Below are 14,611 nucleotides of genomic sequence, written 5' to 3'. Positions count from 1 at the left end.
TGCGAGTGGAACTCCATTCGCGTTGGCCATCTCTATGACGATCGAGGCCGGAGGTGCGGATTGATTTGTGTGATTTTGTGCACCGCGATCGCGCGGCCGGAGCCGCGTGACTGGCGCTGACGACGGACCAGGGTCGAGATCCGATCCAGGCGGTACCGGGTTGGATGGAAACGATGGCGGCAGAGTCCTGGCGGGACGATGGGGCGTGGGCGGCGATGGGGCCGCGGCGGCCTCCGAATCAGTGCGGGGCGCCGGAAGGAGTGGCGCCGCAGGCCGGGGCAGCGCCGCTCGCGCGGGGACCGCTCGATAAGGATCCACGCCATAGCCGATGGGCAGGGGCGGCCGCGCGCCGTCCTGATCAGCCCCTGGCAGCATCGCCGATATTGCCGTCGCGCCGCCCTGCCGCGCCTTCCTGGGCCATCAAGGCTGCGACGGAACCCGCATCCCTGCGACGCCAGCCAGGACGACGCGCAACGTCGCCCTCATCTCCTGGTCGACCTGATGGGGTCGCGACCCCGTAGCGAGATCACGAATCCGCCGTTGACGGACAGATGCTGGCCCGTGACGTACGCGGCGTCGTCGCTGCGCCGTGCCGCAAGGATCGGACCGCCCGCGGCCGTCAGGCGCTGCCGGCGCGCTTCCGCAGCAGGTACCGATGTCGGCCCTCCAGCACGAGCTCGCCGCGCTGGTTGTGAACGGTGCTGCGCAGCCCGACCACGCCGGAACTGCGATTCGGCGACAGCTCGTCCACCTCCAGCGCCGGATACAGCGTGTCGCCGACGAAGACCGGAAGCAGGAAGCGGCTGGATTGCTCGAGGAACGCCTTGAGCGAATCCTCGACGAGATGCGGGAAGAGGCCAGCACCGGCGGCCGTCTGGATCACCACCTGGAACCCGTGCGCCAGCATGTGCGGCATGCCGTGCGCGCGGCAATACTCCACGTCGTAATGCACCGGGTGGTTGTCGCCGGATGCCGCCTGGAAGGCGAGGAAAATCGCGTCGGTCATGGTCCGGCTGGGGAGCGAGAAGCGCTCCCCGATGCGGAAATCCTCGAACCACCGCTGTTCGGGAACCAGCCGATGGCTGCGTGGGTCGAAGGGCGAAGCGCTCATTCCGCCCTCATCCCGGACGAGGCGACCACCTGCGACCATTTCGCGATCTCGGCGCGCACGAAGGTGCCGAGCGCCTCGGGTGCCGCCGGCGCGGCGAGCTCGGCGCCGATCTCCGCGAAGCGGCGACGCAGCGCCGGGTCGGCCACGGCTTCCCTGACCGCGGCGTTGAGCCGCGCCACCGTGTCGGGCGGCGTGCCGGCCGGCGCGAAGATGCCACTCCAGGTGTAGGCCTCGTAGCCAGGCAGGCCCTGCTCCGCGAGCGTCGGCATCTCGGGCGCGGCCCCGCTGCGCGATGCGGAGGTGACGGCGAGTGCCCGCACGCTGCCGCCCTGCGCCTGGGCAATGCCTGTCGCGACCGCGTCGAGATAGAAGTCGATGCGTCCCGCAGCGAGGTCCGTCATGGCCGGTGCGGTGCCGCGATAGGGAACGTGCTCGGCCTGCGCATTGGCCATCATCAGCAGCAGGGCGGTGCCGATATGCGGCGCACTGCCGACGCCTGCCGATCCGTAGGTCGCCCGCCCGCGCTGCGCGCGCAGCCAGGCCAGGAACGCGCGCCCGTCCGGTGCCGGCAGATCCGGGCGGACCAGGATCACCAGCGGCACAGTGGCGACGAGCGCGACCGGCGCGAAATCGCGCTCGGTATCGTAGGGCAAGCGTGGCAGCAGGCTTGGATTCACGGCATGGGCGACGGTGGTCAGCAGCAGCGTCTGCCCGTCCGGTCGCGCCTTCGCCACCGCCTCCGTGCCGACCAGGACGCCTGCACCGGTGCGGTTCTCGACGACGACGGGCCGCCCGAGAACCCGCTCGAGATGTCCGGCGAGCACACGCGCCTGCACGTCCGTCGGTCCCCCGGCCGAGTAGGGAACGACGATGCGCAGCGGTGCGGCCGAGGCGTCCTGCGCCAGCGCGGGCCGCGCCGCTGCCGTCACCAATGCGGCGCCGGCAATGGCGAGCCTCCGGCGTTCGAACATCACGCTTTGCACGTCTTCAGTTCCCCTGGATCGCCCCACCGGGCCGCGGCGCGCCACGCCACAGCACGAACACTATGCCACGTCCCGCCGTCGCGGCCGCTCGAGGAATGCCTTCATGAAGGCCTTCGGCTCGTCACTGGTGAAGGAACCGGCCAGCGCGGGAATGCCGGCGGCAATCGCCTGGTCCATCGGCAGGACCTCCCAATCCAGGATCAGTTTCTTCTGGACCGTGAGGGCATTCTGGCCGTTTGCAACCAGCTTCGCGACCCATTGCTCGACCGCCGCATCCAGTTCCGCCATCGGCACCACGCGCTCGACGAGGCCCCATTCCAGTGCCTCAGCCGCGCCGATGTTCTCGCCCAGCATCAGCATCTGCCGGGTACGCCCCCACCCGATCAGGCCGGGCAGCAGCGCGGCCTCGACGACGGAAGGAATGCCGATGCACACCTCCGGCATGCCGAACACGGCCTTGTCCGCCGCGATCCGCAGGTCGCAGGCCGCCGCCACTTCGAGCCCCGCGCCGAGGGCGTAGCCCTGGATGCGCCCGATCACGGGGACCGGCAGTTCGCGCAGGACGCGGCAGCTGGTGTGGACCTTCTCGATGAAGGCCTTGCCGACGATCGGATCGAGTTCCGCCAGTTCGCGGATGTCCGCACCACCGATGAACGCCTTCTCGCCGCCGCCGGTGACGACAACGACGCGCAGGTCCTGGCGTCGGCCAAGGTCACGGATGGTCTCCGCGAACGCGTTCATGAGGCCGCTGTTCAGTGTGTTGAGCTTGGCCGAGTTCTCGATCGTGACATACGCAACCACGCCACGATCGCCGCGCTGCTCGATGCGCACGTCCACGCGGCCGTCATAGCCCTGCCCCATCACACGCTCGTCTCCCGGAAGGATCGGCCGGCAGGATGCGTCGGCGGGGCGGGGCAGGACAAAGACAGGCTTTAGCTGGCGGTCATAAGCCGACGCTATGGGGTGGCATCGCCCGCAAGATCCGCGGACCACAGGCCACTGGTGACCAGTTCCGCCATCAACCGGCAGGCCAGCGCCTCCACTTCCCGCGAGGCACGCGAGATCGGCGCATCGGCCGCGCGGCAGATGAAGATGGAACGGCGGATCGGCGGATCGACGAGCCTTGCGGCCGACACGCGCCCTTCCTCGATCGCGCCCCGCACCACGGCGTATGACAGCACGCAATGGCCGACACCCCGCGCCGTCAGCTCCAGCATCGGCGCGATGGCATCCACCTCGACGATCGGATGCAGTTCGACGCCCTGGCTGCGCGCTGCCTCATCCACCAGGTCCCGCAGCCCGTGCGGCCTTCCGGGCGCTATCAGCGGCAGGCCGCCGAGGGTCGAGAAGGGCACGCTGCCGCAGCGGTACGCGCCCTTCCGCCCCGCGACCGGGAAGGCACCGGGTGGTCCGACGACATACAGGCTTTCGTCGAGGAAGCGCCGCGTCACAAGCCCCGTCGCATCGCTGCTGCGGAACAGCATCCCGAGATCGAGGTGCCCTGACCTCAGCCAACCCGGAATGTAGCCGGTCATCGCTTCGACCACATGCAGACGGACCTTCGGCATGGTCGCCAGCACCGTCTCCACCAGGGGTACGGTCAATACCATCGAGACGGATTGCGGCAGGCCGAGGCTGACATCGCCAATCGGTTCGGAGGCCGCGCTGCGCAACTCCTCGCGCGCGGACTCCATCAGCTTCAGGATGTCCCTGGCGTAGTCCAGGAGCCGAAGCCCGGCCTCGGTCGGCGTGACCCCGCGGGCCGTCCGGTGGAGGAGCTCCGTCCCCAGCACCGCTTCGAGCTTCTTCACCTGCAGGCTGAGCGCCGGTTGCGCGACGTTGAGCTGCTCCGCCGCCCGCGTGATGGATCCTTCCGTGACGATACCGACGAAGTAGCGGAGCGCCCGCGCATCGAGGCCACTCATAGTGATTTCCTATGGCCACCATATCCTCAAGATCCTTGTAGGAACCAGACCACCTCTGCACAAGCGCGCGGTCAGCTCAGCGATACAGGGGCAGTTCCGCATGACCGGCGACCTCGAAGGCATTCTGGTAGTATCGCTGGAGCAGGCCATCGCCGCGCCTTTCGCGTCATGCCGTCTCGCGATGGCCGGTGCGCGGGTCATCAAGGTCGAACGGCGCGAGGGCGACTTCGCCCGCCGGTACGACCGCTACGCGCTGGGCCAGAGCGCCTATTTCTCCTGGCTCAACCATGGCAAGGAGGCGATGACGGTCGGGCTGCGTGATGCCGCCGACCGCGACCTCCTGCTGCGCATGCTGGAGAGGGCGGATGTATTCATCCAGAACCTTTCCCCCGGTGCCGTCGAGCGCTATGGCCTCGGTGACGAGGAACTGGTCCGCCGCAATCCCCGCCTCGTCACCTGTTCGATCAGCGGCTACGGCGCCGAAGGGCCGTACCGCGACATGAAGGCCTATGACCTGCTGGTCCAGGCGGAATCCGGCCTGTGCAGCGTCACCGGCACGGCCGAGGCGGAGGCACGCGTCGGCATCTCGATCGTGGACATCGCCACCGGGATGTATGCCTATCAGGCGATCCTGCAGGCGCTGCACGCGCGTCATCGCACCGGACGCGGCCGCCCGATCCGCATCTCCATGTTCGATTGCATCGCCGACTGGATGAACGTCCCGTACCTGCAGTGGGCCTATGGCGGATATGCGCAGGAACGGACCGGCCTGCATCATCCGACCATCACGCCCTATGGCGCGTATCGCTGTGCCGACGGCACGCTGTTCGTCGCGGTGCAGAACGAAGGCGAATGGGAACGCTTCTGCGCGGAGGTGCTGCTGCGGCCGGGCATGGCGAAGGATGCGCGCTTCGCGACCACGACGCTCCGCGCCGCGAACCGCGCCACGCTGGATTCAGAGATCACGGCGATTTTCCGCGATCTGCCGCGCGACACGCTGATCCAGCGCTGCGAAGCGGGTCGCATTGCCTATGCCCGGATGAACGGGCTGCCCGAGCTCGCCGAGCATCCGCAGGCCCGCTTCATGGATGTCATGCTCGCGGAAGGCCCCCTGAGGATGCTGGTCCCGCCGGGAACACCTGCGGGCACGACGATCCCCGCCCGGCGTGTGCCGTCGGTGGGCGAACATGATGAGCCCATCCGGCGGGAATTCGCTCCGGTGAAGAGCTCACAGCCGGAGGACGCCCTGACATGATCACCCGTCGTACTGCCCTTGCAGCCGGCCTTGCGACCCTGGCGGCCCCAGCAGCCCACGCGCAGGATTGGCCGACGCGTCCCCTGCGGCTGGTCGCACCTTTCGCCCCGGGTGGGCCTGCCGATTTCATCGGCCGCATGGTGGCGGAAAAGCTGAAGGACGCGCTCGGCCAGCCCGTCGTGGTCGAGAACCGCGTCGGCGCCGGCGGCAGCATCGGGCATGCGCAGGTCGCGGCATCCGAGCCGGATGGCTACAGCCTCGTCCTCGGTACGCTCGGCACGCATACCATGACGCCACTCCTCATCCCCGGTTCGCGTGTCGATCCGGCGAAGGACCTGGCGGCGGTGGGCACGGTGGCGGCGCTGCCGAACGTGTTGGTGGTCCTCCCCAAGCGCACGGACATCGCGGATATCACGAAGCTGATCGCACGCGGCCGGCAGCGGACGGACGAGCTGAGCTTCGGCACCTTCGGCCCGGGTTCCTCACCACACGTGGTGACGGAGATGTTCCAGCGCAGTGCCGGCTTCCGTGCCTTGCAGGTGCCTTTCACCGGCAGTGCGACGGCGCTGACGGCGCTGCTCGGCGAGCAGATCGATTTCCTCTTCGACAGCATAACCACCTCCCTCAGCCATATCCGAGGTGGTTCCGTACGTGCTCTCGCGGTGTCCTCCGCAAGCCGGTCCGCGGTGTTGCCCGAGGTGCCGACATTGGGAGAACTCGGGATTCGGGATGTCGAGTTCTCGCTCTGGCTCTGCGTCTATGCGCCCCTCCATACGCCGGCCCCGCTGCTCACGCGACTGCGGCAAGCCATGCACGAGATCAGCATGGACCGTGACTACATCGCGCGGCTGGAGGCGCGCGGCGCCGAGGCCTGCATCACGCCGGTGGACCGGCTGCCACAGTTCCTGGACCAGGAAACCGCCCGTTGGCGGCAGTTCCTGCGCGATACGGGGATGCGGTCGGACGGGTGATGGGGCCTTCCGAGGTGACGCCCGCCAAGCGATGCATCGGGGCCGTTTCGCTTGGGCGGACAGGTCATCCCGCGTCCCGGATTCGATAGATCCCACGCGATCTCCGTGACAAACGCGTACCGCCCGGCCGGTCCGCCGGAGGAGCGCTGAGAGGACTCGGCGAACCTCGTCGGCAATTCCGTCGCGGATGAACTCCCGTTCGGTAACGGTATGCGCGCGGATGCCTTCGGGCGCCGTTTCGATGAACAGCGGCCGATCCGTCGCCGCCGCGATGCGGTCCTGATAACGGGACGTCACCCCTGTCGCTTGTCGCGCCAGAGGCCTTCTCCTGCCCCTTTGCCGCGCGTTGGAGCGCATGCCGCCCCGTAGCTGTCCGAGGTTCACGGCCCCCAGCACGAACTTCAAAAGGGAGTGCCCGTCTCCGTCCGGGCGGATGGCAAGGCGCTCATTGCGACGCGCGGCGCCGTCGAGGTTGTTCCGATCTCCGCCGCCGCCTGAGCCTCACGCCCGCGGGCTTCGCCCTCTGGTTGGCTGGTCCCGAATGGTCGCCCCCTCGCGGACAGCCATGGCTGCGAAGGGTCCGACGCGTCGCGCCAGTCACCGGAGGCTGGAGACACGCGGTTGCGGCCTTCGCGTGGATATGGAAGGCCGTTCCCCAGGGTCCGCCCCAACTCACCCGCATTCGGGCGCAACAGCTCCGCGGACGCACCCCATGTCAGCCAGGACGTAGATCCACGGTCCGGCGGATCAGGCTCTGAGCGCGGCGATATCCCACCACGTGTCGGGATGCCTTTGGAGAAACCTTGGAACATCGGCCGGGTTGCAAAGCCAACCTAGTGGAAAGGTTGGCGTCCCATAGGGGATGGGCGGAGTCCTAGGGTTTTCCTGGGGTTTGGGCGCCGAACAACAGGTCATTTGTATCACCCTGCTGGATCACCACAATCCGCCAATCGCGACCTTACCGCGCAGGGCTCATGCGGGCGCCTCCGGTCCCGGCGAACGGTTTAGCGGACACAGTTCGATCTCTATGCGAGGAATATGCAGATAGGGCCCGACTCGGACAAAGAGTGCTCATCCCATGGCAAAATTTAGCCGTATCGAATGGACGGACCACACGTTCAACCCCTGGTGGGGATGCGCGCGCGTCTCTCCGGCGTGCGACAACTGCTATGCGGAGGCCATTGCGCGTCGGTTCTCCGCTGGCATCTGGGGCGCTCGGGCACCGCGCCGGTTCTTCGGCGAGGCCCATTGGAGGGAACCTCTTCGGTGGAACGCCGAAGCCGTGCGGTTGGGAGCGCGCAAGCGAGTCTTCTGCGCGAGCATGGCCGATGTGTTCGAGAACCGCGCCGAGGTCGTGGCACACCGGAGCAAGCTCTGGGAGCTAATCCGCGCAACGCCAGCGCTGGATTGGCTACTGCTCACAAAGCGCCCCCAATTGATCGCACGGTATCTCCCGCAGGACTGGGGCGGAGGCTATTCGAATGTCTGGCTTGGGACGACCACCGAGAACCAAACAGAGGCTCAGCGCCGCGTGCCGCATCTCCTGGGCACGCCATCCGTCGTGCACTTCATCTCAGCCGAGCCGCTGCTGAGCGCCCTGGACGTTCGCGACTGGCTGATCTCGGCGCCGGGGCGCGGCAAGATCGGATGGGTGATCGCTGGCGGAGAAAGTGGCGCCCGAGCGCGTCCTAGCGACCCGGCCTGGTTTCGCGGGCTCCGCGATGACTGCAAGAGAGCGGGCGTGCCGTTTCACTTCAAACAGTGGGGCAACTGGGCTCCGAGCAAGAGCGGCACTCTCGCCAAAGTCAGCAAGGCGGTAGCGGGGCGGCGGCTCGACGGCCGCATCTGGAACGGTCTGCCTAGCGAGGCGTTTGCGCCCACCGAATGAACTCCGAGGCGAACCGCAACGCTAGTCCGTGCGCGGCCTTCGAAGGGTTTGCGCATGCAAAGACGAGGCGAAACGCCTCTGTTCCCCTCCGGTAGAGCGGTAGCCCAGTTGGGTGTGCGCCTCCACGGAATACAGCCTTGAGGCGCCTCTCGATGAAGAATCGAGCGATGTCATTGGCTGTCACCAACTCTCGGTCCTTCGAAGTCTGACCGAAGAGGTCTCCGACGCTGCTCGCTGCGCGCTCGTTGTAGAACTCAGATTGCCACGACGGGCCACCAAGATACTCGTCGATGGCGCTAGCGTGCTCGGGGGGCGCTTCGCCCTTCTTGGGCATGCAGCGGATTAGAGCCTGCCCAGTCGGCACGAGCATCCAGAGGTCACACCGCCCCGTTGCAGCAATCTGCTCGACAGTCGCCCAACGAACTTGCATGCCGAATGGATCGAGGAACATCACCGTGCGTCGGCTCGGATGCGCCGTCACCCACGCGCACTCCCTAGCAACCAACTCCTTGGCGTCACCAACAAAGTAGTCGGGCTGCGGTGTGTGCAGTCCTTGCGATTCCCGCGCGGCGGTTATGGCGGCTACTTCTTCCTGCAACGACGCGATGTTTCGTCTTAATAGATCACCGAAGACATACCGCTCTAGCGGCTGTTCGGCTTGAAGCACCCGGATCGCAGCGCCCGGCTCCGACTGACCACCTCCAAGATCGCGCCAACCTGATCCTGCAAACGCATCTACATACGATCGGACGAGACCCTTCTCTTTGAGAGCCCGCCCATAAGTCGAGACGTATCTCTCGATAACGTCGGCCTTAATGGTAGTGTTTTTCGATCCGTATGCTTGAGCGATTCTCATGGCTGACACACGTTTGCTGACGGTGTCACTAGATAGCAAGTTGAAATGAAAGAGTATTGGCAGCGGCTCCCCTGTCGGGTTCGGAGCCGCCTAGAGGGACCCGAAGACCACCCCCGGGTCTTCCGGCACGACGCCGAACACCCCCCGGGGGTGGGACTTGCGGGGGGGACCCATCCCCGAAGCACCGCGCGGAGAGGGGCGCTGCGTTTCGGCCTGTGTCGGCGGCGCAGGGAACCGTCCAGCGTCAGGATCAGGCCGCCAATCGCCCTTCGCCCGGCGCACCGCTACGTCGGCCGAGTAGGTGCGCGCGGAGTAGATCGCCGATGCGAGGTCGCGGAGGGTGTCGCCATCAGCCGCGATGCCGCGCGTGGCGAGAACAGCCCGAGCCTCGGCTATCTCGGCGTGCCCGGGAACAAACTCGCGCTCGTCCGGCTCATCGGCGCCATGATGCCCGTCTAGGCGGTCCATCAGCGCATCTCGGGCGGCCTCGCGCGCCGCTGCTGCACCCGGAGCATCCTCGGCGGCGCGGACCTCTGCGTGGTAGACCTCCCCGGCGATCTCGGCGATCTGGCGCGCAGTCAGGCGCGTGACTATCCTGGCGACCTCGGCGCGCGCTCCGGCAAGGCGGGCCTCCAGAGCAGCCATCGCGGCCGAGTGACGAGCCTTCGCCTCGGAGGGGTCCTTGGTCCGCAGGGAGGCAATGAGTTCCCGCTTCCCGATGACCGCCCGAAGGTCCTCAGGGACGACCTTGCGTGCTCGGTAGACGCCGGACTTCGGGTGCTTCGTGGGGCGGGCCATGCTCAGGACCATTTGGACCATCCGTTTGTATCACCGGACGGCGCTCAAGCCCTGGAATGTCCTAGATTTCCTGGCCGATCAAGCCCTTGAGGGCTGGTTGGCGTCCCATAGGGGATTCGAACCCCTGTTGCCGCCGTGAGAGGGCGGTGTCCTAGGCCTCTAGACGAATGGGACCCTGGCCAGGGGCGGGCTTCTAGCCTTCCCCGGCCGGTTGATCAAGCACCCTTCTGCGCGCCGCCGCACGTCGCCCATCGCGGCACGCATCCGAACAGAAGCGCACCTCGTCCCACACCCGCGCCCATTTGCGCCGCCAGGCAAACGGCCGGCCGCAAGCAGCGCAGGTCTTCTGCGGCAGATGCGGCTTGCGGTGCACCATGGGGCGCCTCAGTCGCGCAGGCGGATCTCGCCGGTCCGCCGCCCACTCGCGGGATCGACCAGCACGACCCTTTCGCCGTCGGGCCGCAGCACCCAGATGGCGAGGGACCGGTCGATCGCCGCGATTCCCCCGATGCGGCTGCCTTCCGGTTCCCCCAGGACGTGCTGGGCCATGCGCGCCGGCGGCTGACTGCCGCCAAGCCGCTGGACGAGCACGATCCCCAGCGCCACGGTGCCGACGACGATCAGCACCCCCATTCCGATCACCAGAGCCTTGAGCCCAGCCACCCCTACCCCCTCGTCCACCGAACCGGAGCGCGTCGAAGCCCTCGCACCCCCTGAGGCCGCCGGCAGCCGCGCCGACCGCTTCCTCGCGGATGCCATAGGTTCGCTCTCGCGCTCCCGGGTCAAGGCGCTGATCGAGGCCGGCCACGCCTCGCGCGACGGCGCGCCCATGACCGACCCGTCCGAATCAGTCCGCGCCGGCGCCCGCTATGCGGTCGAGATCCCGCCGGCCGTCCCCGCCACGCCCCAGCCCCAGGCCATCCCGCTGACGATCCTGTACGAGGACCGGGACCTGATCGTGGTCGACAAGCCCGCGGGCCTGGTCGTCCACCCGGCCCCGGGCAATCTCGACGGGACGCTGGTCAACGCGCTGCTCGCCCATGCGGGGGAGGACCTGCCCGGCATCGGCGGGGAGAAGCGGCCGGGCATCGTCCACCGCCTCGACAAGGACACCTCGGGCGTCATGGTCGCGGCCAAGACCGAACGCGCCCACCGCGCGCTGTCCGAGGCCTTCGCCGCCCGCGACCTCGACCGGGCCTACCTGGCCCTCGCCTGGGGGCTGCCGGCGCCGACCGAGGGCGAGGTCTCCGCCGCCATCGGCCGCCACCCGGCCGACCGCAAGCGCATGGCCGTGGTCACACGGGGCGGCAAGCCGGCCACGACCCGTTACAAGCTGCGCCGGGCCTGGGGGGCGGCCGTCTCCCTCGTGGAATGCCGGCTGCTGACCGGGCGGACGCACCAGATCCGGGTCCACATGGCCCATATCGGCCACCCCCTGGTGGGGGACCCGGTCTACCTGCGGCGCAGCCCCGCCTCGGCCCGGCTGCTGCCCGAGGACACGCGCAGCGCCCTGCTGGCCTTCCCCCGCCAGGCGCTGCACGCCGCGACGCTCGGCTTCGCGCACCCCGTAACCGGACAGGCCCTATCCTTCGAAAGCCCCTTGCCGGACGACCTCAGGACCCTCGTCGCGTTGCTGGATGGTAACAGCCAGTAACCCGACTATTGCAGTCGGTTTTTCTTGCGCTGCGAAACCGGGAGCGGTACAAGGGCGTTGTCGGATTCCGAAGGGTGCCGCTCAGCACCCCGTCCGGCCTGCCCCGTCGTGACCGGGGCTGGCGGCCCGGGCTCAGGGCCCTGAGGGAGGCGACACAACCGAGGTTAGGCCGCTTGCGCGCCCCGCCGTCACGGGGGGTCCGCCCGGCCCAGGAGGCAGATGACCCATGGCTTCCAGCATGGCCATTCCCATGGCGACGGAAGGGAACCTCTCCCGCTATCTGCAGGAGATCCGCAAGTTCCCGATGCTCTCGCCAGAGGAAGAGCTGAACTTGGCGCGCCGTTGGAAGGAAGATGGTGACGAACGGGCCGCACACAAGCTGGTCACGTCGCATCTTCGACTCGTCGCCAAGATCGCCATGGGCTACCGCGGCTACGGGCTGCCCGTCGGCGAACTGATCTCCGAAGGCAATGTCGGCATGATGCAGGCGGTGAAGCGCTTCGACCCGGAGCGCGGCTTCCGCCTGGCCACCTATGCGATGTGGTGGATCCGCGCCGCCATCCAGGAATACATCCTGCACTCCTGGTCGCTCGTGAAGATGGGCACCACGGCGTCGCAGAAGAAGCTGTTCTTCAACCTGCGCCGCCTGAAGGCGCAGATGTCCGCGCTCGAGGAAGGCGACCTCAAGGACGAGCAGGTGGCGAAGATCGCCCATGCCCTCCAGGTCCCCGAACAGGACGTGGTCAGCATGAACCGGCGCCTCGCCAGCCCGGACCACAGCCTGAATGCCCCCGTCCGCGCCGACAGCGAGGGCGAATGGCAGGACTGGCTGGTCGACGACGGCGAGAGCCAGGAGGAGGAACTCGCCGAGCGGGAGGACATGTCCAACCGCCGCGACCTGCTCAACGGCGCGCTCAAGACTCTCAACGAGCGCGAGCGCCACATCCTGATCGAACGCCGGCTCAAGGAGGAGCCGACCACGCTCGAGGAGCTCTCGCAGCAGTACAACATCAGCCGCGAGCGCGTCCGCCAGATCGAGGTCCGCGCCTTCGAGAAGCTGCAGAAGTCGATGAAGCAGCAGGTCGTGGAGCGGCGCCTGACGGTCGGCTGACCCAGGCGCAGTTTCGGAATGCCCGAGGGGCGGCGGAGCGATCCGCCGCCCTTCGTCGTTTGCACGTGACATGCATCGCTCGCGCCGGCGCCTGGCTGGCGTAGGATGGCGCCACGCCACGCCAGGCCCGGGAACAGGCGGGGCGGCCACCGGTCCAGGACCACGACGATGCCGTTCCTCTCCCGCCGCCTGACGCTGCTGGCGACGCCCATGGTCGCCGCCAGCATCGCGCCCGCTCGGGCCCAGGCACCTTCCATCCTGCTGTTCCGCGTCGTCTCCCAGCGGGACGAGATCATCATCGGTCTCACGCCGGCCGAACTCGCCGCGCTCGGGAGCGGGCCGGAGGTCGAGCGGATCGGCCGCCGCCTGGCTTCCGAGGGCCAGATCGGCGCCTGGCGCTACACCGTCGGCCGCGCGCCGGACGGGTCGACGCGCTACGGCCCCAACGGGCGGATCTCGATCCTGCGGCAGGACACCTACCGCATCGAGCCCTACACCTCCGCGCTACCGGTCGCTCCGCCGCCCTCGTGAGGCTTGCGGGCGCCCGTCTGCGCACGAAATGATGGCGCGTCCATTCCCGGGAAGGAGGACCGCCATGCGTCGCCGCGACATGATCGCCCTGACCGCCGCGGGGGCGGCCGCGCCCATCTTCGCATCCGCCAACGCCACGCCGCCGGGCTACCGCGTGACGTGGTTCAACGCCCGCACGGAAGGGTCGGGCCGCGTCGGGTCGCGCGACGTGACGGCCGCTGGCGATGGGACCGTTTGGTTCTGCGGGCAGCGCAACGGCACGCTGAACCGGCTCGATCCGCGGAGCGGCGCCATCCGCGTCGTGACCCTCGGCCCCGGGGCGGCGCCGCATGGCGTCATCCGCGGGCCGGATGGCGCGGCCTGGGTCACCGAGGGCGGGCAGAACGCCATCGCACGGGTCGATCCCGCCGACCATCGCGTCACGCTGTGGCGTCTGCCGCAGCGCTTCAACGACGCGAACCTCAACACCGCGGTGTTCGACGATCGCGGCACGCTGTGGTTCACCGGGCAGAATGGCGTGGTGGGCCGCTTCGTGCCCGCCACCGAGCGGATGGAGGTCTGGGAGGCCCCGCGCGGTCGCGGCCCCTATGGCATCACGAAGACGCCGCAGGGCACGGTCTGGTACGTCTCCCTCGCCGGCAACCACCTCGCGCGCATCGACACGGAGGCGACGACGGCCGAAGCGCTGCGTGTCCAGATCCTCGAACCGCCGACGCCCAACCAAGGTGCGCGTCGGGTCTGGACGGACAGCCGCGGACGGCTCTGGGTCAGCGAGTGGAACAGCGGGAACCTCTCCGTCCACGACCCGATGACCGGGCGGTGGGGCGTGTGGCGCCTGCCGGGGGAACGGCCCCGCTGCTACTCCGTCTGGGTCGATCCGACGGACAAGGTCTGGGTCACGGATTTCTCGGCCAACGCCATCCTGCGCTTCGACCCGACGACCGAGGGCTTCCTCGCCTTCCCCTCCGACCGCAGCGGCGCCAACGTCCGGCAGATGGATGGCATCGCGGGCGAGGCCTGGGGCGGGGAGAGCGGGACGGACCGGATCGTGCGGATCGAATACGGGCTATGAGCGGGAGGACGAACGCCCCCTCGCCCCAGGACCGCCCCTCCAGGTGATCGAGGACGGAGGGGGGATTTGGGGGGCATTCGGTCCCCCCGGCCGTCTGGCGACCGTGCTGACGCTTGCCCTGCTCGCCGCCCCGGCGCTGGCCCAGGACGGCCGCGCCGCCTTCGAGGCCCGCTGCGTTTCCTGCCATGCGGCCGACGCCGGCGCCCCGCCCGGCCCCGGCCCGAACCTCGCGGGCCTCGCCGGGCGCCGTATCGGCGGCGACCCGCGCTTCGACTACTCGCCCGCGCTGCGCGGGGCGCAGGGCGCCTGGACGGCGGCGCGGCTGTCGGAATTCCTGGAAGACCCGGAGGAGATGTTCCCCGGCCTCTGGATGGGCGGGAACGGGGTCCGGGATGCGGCCGCGCGCCGCGCGATCGTCGACTACCTGATGCGGTAGGGGCGCGTCGCCGCGCCCCT

At 68.6% G+C, this 14,611-nt stretch carries 16 protein-coding genes and 1 tRNA gene; 8 read left to right on the top strand and 9 right to left on the bottom strand.

What is annotated here, in order from left to right:
- Nucleotides 1-619: 619 nt before the first annotated feature.
- From GWK16_RS19855 to GWK16_RS19840, 4 genes are all read right to left on the bottom strand, one after another.
- A complete protein-coding gene (locus tag GWK16_RS19855) occupies nt 620-1,111 on the bottom strand; it encodes a MaoC family dehydratase (RefSeq protein ID WP_170055703.1) in 492 nt (163 codons plus the stop codon).
- On the bottom strand, nt 1,108-2,082 hold the full coding sequence (locus GWK16_RS19850) for a Bug family tripartite tricarboxylate transporter substrate binding protein (RefSeq protein WP_170055824.1): 975 nt from the start codon (nt 2,080-2,082) through the stop codon (nt 1,108-1,110). The genes GWK16_RS19855 and GWK16_RS19850 overlap by 4 nt, the downstream gene beginning before the upstream one ends.
- Nucleotides 2,083-2,154: 72 nt before the next feature.
- On the bottom strand, nt 2,155-2,931 hold the full coding sequence (locus GWK16_RS19845; RefSeq protein WP_338144522.1) for an enoyl-CoA hydratase: 777 nt from the start codon (nt 2,929-2,931) through the stop codon (nt 2,155-2,157).
- A gap of 119 nt (nt 2,932-3,050) precedes the next feature.
- A complete protein-coding gene (locus GWK16_RS19840) occupies nt 3,051-4,019 on the bottom strand; it encodes a LysR family transcriptional regulator (protein ID WP_170055702.1) in 969 nt (322 codons plus the stop codon).
- A 100-nt stretch (nt 4,020-4,119) separates the two neighbouring features.
- Here GWK16_RS19840 and GWK16_RS19835 point away from each other — a divergent pair, with 100 nt between their 5' ends.
- The 3 genes from GWK16_RS19835 to GWK16_RS19825 all read left to right on the top strand — a co-directional run bounded on the left by GWK16_RS19835 (nt 4,120) and on the right by GWK16_RS19825 (nt 8,133).
- A complete protein-coding gene (locus tag GWK16_RS19835; protein ID WP_170055701.1) occupies nt 4,120-5,274 on the top strand; it encodes a CaiB/BaiF CoA transferase family protein in 1,155 nt (384 codons plus the stop codon).
- Nucleotides 5,271-6,245, top strand: coding sequence for a Bug family tripartite tricarboxylate transporter substrate binding protein (locus GWK16_RS19830; protein ID WP_170055700.1), 975 nt, complete (start codon nt 5,271-5,273; stop codon nt 6,243-6,245). Before GWK16_RS19835 ends, GWK16_RS19830 begins: the two co-directional genes overlap by 4 nt.
- 1,078 nt (nt 6,246-7,323) lie before the next feature.
- The gene (locus GWK16_RS19825; protein WP_170055699.1) at nt 7,324-8,133 is read left to right on the top strand and encodes a DUF5131 family protein; all 810 of its coding nucleotides are present in this window, start codon (nt 7,324-7,326) and stop codon (nt 8,131-8,133) included.
- Here the strand turns inward: GWK16_RS19825 and tcmP are convergent.
- The 5 genes from tcmP to GWK16_RS19800 form a co-directional block, all read right to left on the bottom strand.
- Nucleotides 8,105-8,989, bottom strand: coding sequence for a three-Cys-motif partner protein TcmP (gene tcmP / locus GWK16_RS25905; protein WP_170055698.1), 885 nt, complete (start codon nt 8,987-8,989; stop codon nt 8,105-8,107). The genes GWK16_RS19825 and tcmP overlap by 29 nt on opposite strands.
- Nucleotides 8,990-9,079: 90 nt before the next feature.
- Nucleotides 9,080-9,799 (bottom strand): DUF6538 domain-containing protein, encoded by a 720-nt coding sequence (locus tag GWK16_RS19815; protein ID WP_170055697.1) that lies wholly within the window; start codon nt 9,797-9,799, stop codon nt 9,080-9,082.
- 86 nt (nt 9,800-9,885) lie between these two features.
- Nucleotides 9,886-9,961 (bottom strand) — tRNA-Glu (locus GWK16_RS19810).
- Between the two features lie 19 nt (nt 9,962-9,980).
- A complete protein-coding gene (locus GWK16_RS19805; RefSeq protein WP_170055696.1) occupies nt 9,981-10,163 on the bottom strand; it encodes a DUF2256 domain-containing protein in 183 nt (60 codons plus the stop codon).
- An 8-nt stretch (nt 10,164-10,171) separates the two neighbouring features.
- Nucleotides 10,172-10,450: a hypothetical protein gene (locus GWK16_RS19800; RefSeq protein WP_338144521.1), complete on the bottom strand. Its 279-nt coding sequence runs from the start codon at nt 10,448-10,450 to the stop codon at nt 10,172-10,174.
- Here GWK16_RS19800 and GWK16_RS19795 point away from each other — a divergent pair.
- The 5 genes from GWK16_RS19795 (at nt 10,437) to GWK16_RS19775 (ending at nt 14,591) form a co-directional block, all read left to right on the top strand.
- Nucleotides 10,437-11,441: an RluA family pseudouridine synthase gene (locus GWK16_RS19795; RefSeq protein ID WP_170055695.1), complete on the top strand. Its 1,005-nt coding sequence runs from the start codon at nt 10,437-10,439 to the stop codon at nt 11,439-11,441. The two genes, GWK16_RS19800 and GWK16_RS19795, sit on opposite strands and share 14 nt — an antisense overlap.
- Nucleotides 11,442-11,667: 226 nt before the next feature.
- Nucleotides 11,668-12,552, top strand: a complete 885-nt coding sequence (rpoH, locus tag GWK16_RS19790) for an RNA polymerase sigma factor RpoH (RefSeq protein WP_211187586.1) — start codon at nt 11,668-11,670, stop codon at nt 12,550-12,552.
- Nucleotides 12,553-12,720: 168 nt separating this feature from the next.
- On the top strand, nt 12,721-13,083 hold the full coding sequence (locus GWK16_RS19785) for a hypothetical protein (protein ID WP_170055694.1): 363 nt from the start codon (nt 12,721-12,723) through the stop codon (nt 13,081-13,083).
- Nucleotides 13,084-13,147: 64 nt separating this feature from the next.
- Nucleotides 13,148-14,155: a Vgb family protein gene (locus GWK16_RS19780; protein WP_170055693.1), complete on the top strand. Its 1,008-nt coding sequence runs from the start codon at nt 13,148-13,150 to the stop codon at nt 14,153-14,155.
- Nucleotides 14,156-14,258: 103 nt separating this feature from the next.
- Nucleotides 14,259-14,591 carry a c-type cytochrome gene (locus GWK16_RS19775; RefSeq protein ID WP_170055692.1) on the top strand — a complete coding sequence of 111 codons (333 nt, stop codon included), beginning with the start codon at nt 14,259-14,261 and terminating at the stop codon, nt 14,589-14,591.
- Nucleotides 14,592-14,611: the final 20 nt, after the last annotated feature.

Origin of the sequence: Neoroseomonas marina (assembly GCF_012927745.1) — a bacterium.
In the GTDB taxonomy this organism is placed as follows: Bacteria; Pseudomonadota; Alphaproteobacteria; order Acetobacterales; family Acetobacteraceae; genus Neoroseomonas; species Neoroseomonas marina.
This window is presented reverse-complemented; position numbering and strand designations above follow the sequence as displayed.

Bases quoted from the DNA above. Each gene is read 5' to 3' on its own strand.
- GWK16_RS19855 (WP_170055703.1), bottom strand. From the start codon at position 1,111: ATGAGCGCTTCGCCCTTCGACCCACGCAGCCATCGGCTGGTTCCCGAA.
- GWK16_RS19850 (WP_170055824.1), bottom strand. From the start codon at position 2,082: ATGTTCGAACGCCGGAGGCTCGCCATTGCCGGCGCCGCATTGGTGACG.
- GWK16_RS19840 (WP_170055702.1), bottom strand. From the start codon at position 4,019: ATGAGTGGCCTCGATGCGCGGGCGCTCCGCTACTTCGTCGGTATCGTC.
- GWK16_RS19835 (WP_170055701.1), top strand. From the start codon at position 4,120: ATGACCGGCGACCTCGAAGGCATTCTGGTAGTATCGCTGGAGCAGGCC.
- GWK16_RS19830 (WP_170055700.1), top strand. From the start codon at position 5,271: ATGATCACCCGTCGTACTGCCCTTGCAGCCGGCCTTGCGACCCTGGCG.
- GWK16_RS19825 (WP_170055699.1), top strand. From the start codon at position 7,324: ATGGCAAAATTTAGCCGTATCGAATGGACGGACCACACGTTCAACCCC.
- tcmP (WP_170055698.1), bottom strand. From the start codon at position 8,989: ATGAGAATCGCTCAAGCATACGGATCGAAAAACACTACCATTAAGGCC.
- GWK16_RS19815 (WP_170055697.1), bottom strand. From the start codon at position 9,799: ATGGTCCTGAGCATGGCCCGCCCCACGAAGCACCCGAAGTCCGGCGTC.
- GWK16_RS19805 (WP_170055696.1), bottom strand. From the start codon at position 10,163: ATGGTGCACCGCAAGCCGCATCTGCCGCAGAAGACCTGCGCTGCTTGC.
- rpoH (WP_211187586.1), top strand. From the start codon at position 11,668: ATGGCTTCCAGCATGGCCATTCCCATGGCGACGGAAGGGAACCTCTCC.
- GWK16_RS19785 (WP_170055694.1), top strand. From the start codon at position 12,721: ATGCCGTTCCTCTCCCGCCGCCTGACGCTGCTGGCGACGCCCATGGTC.
- GWK16_RS19780 (WP_170055693.1), top strand. From the start codon at position 13,148: ATGCGTCGCCGCGACATGATCGCCCTGACCGCCGCGGGGGCGGCCGCG.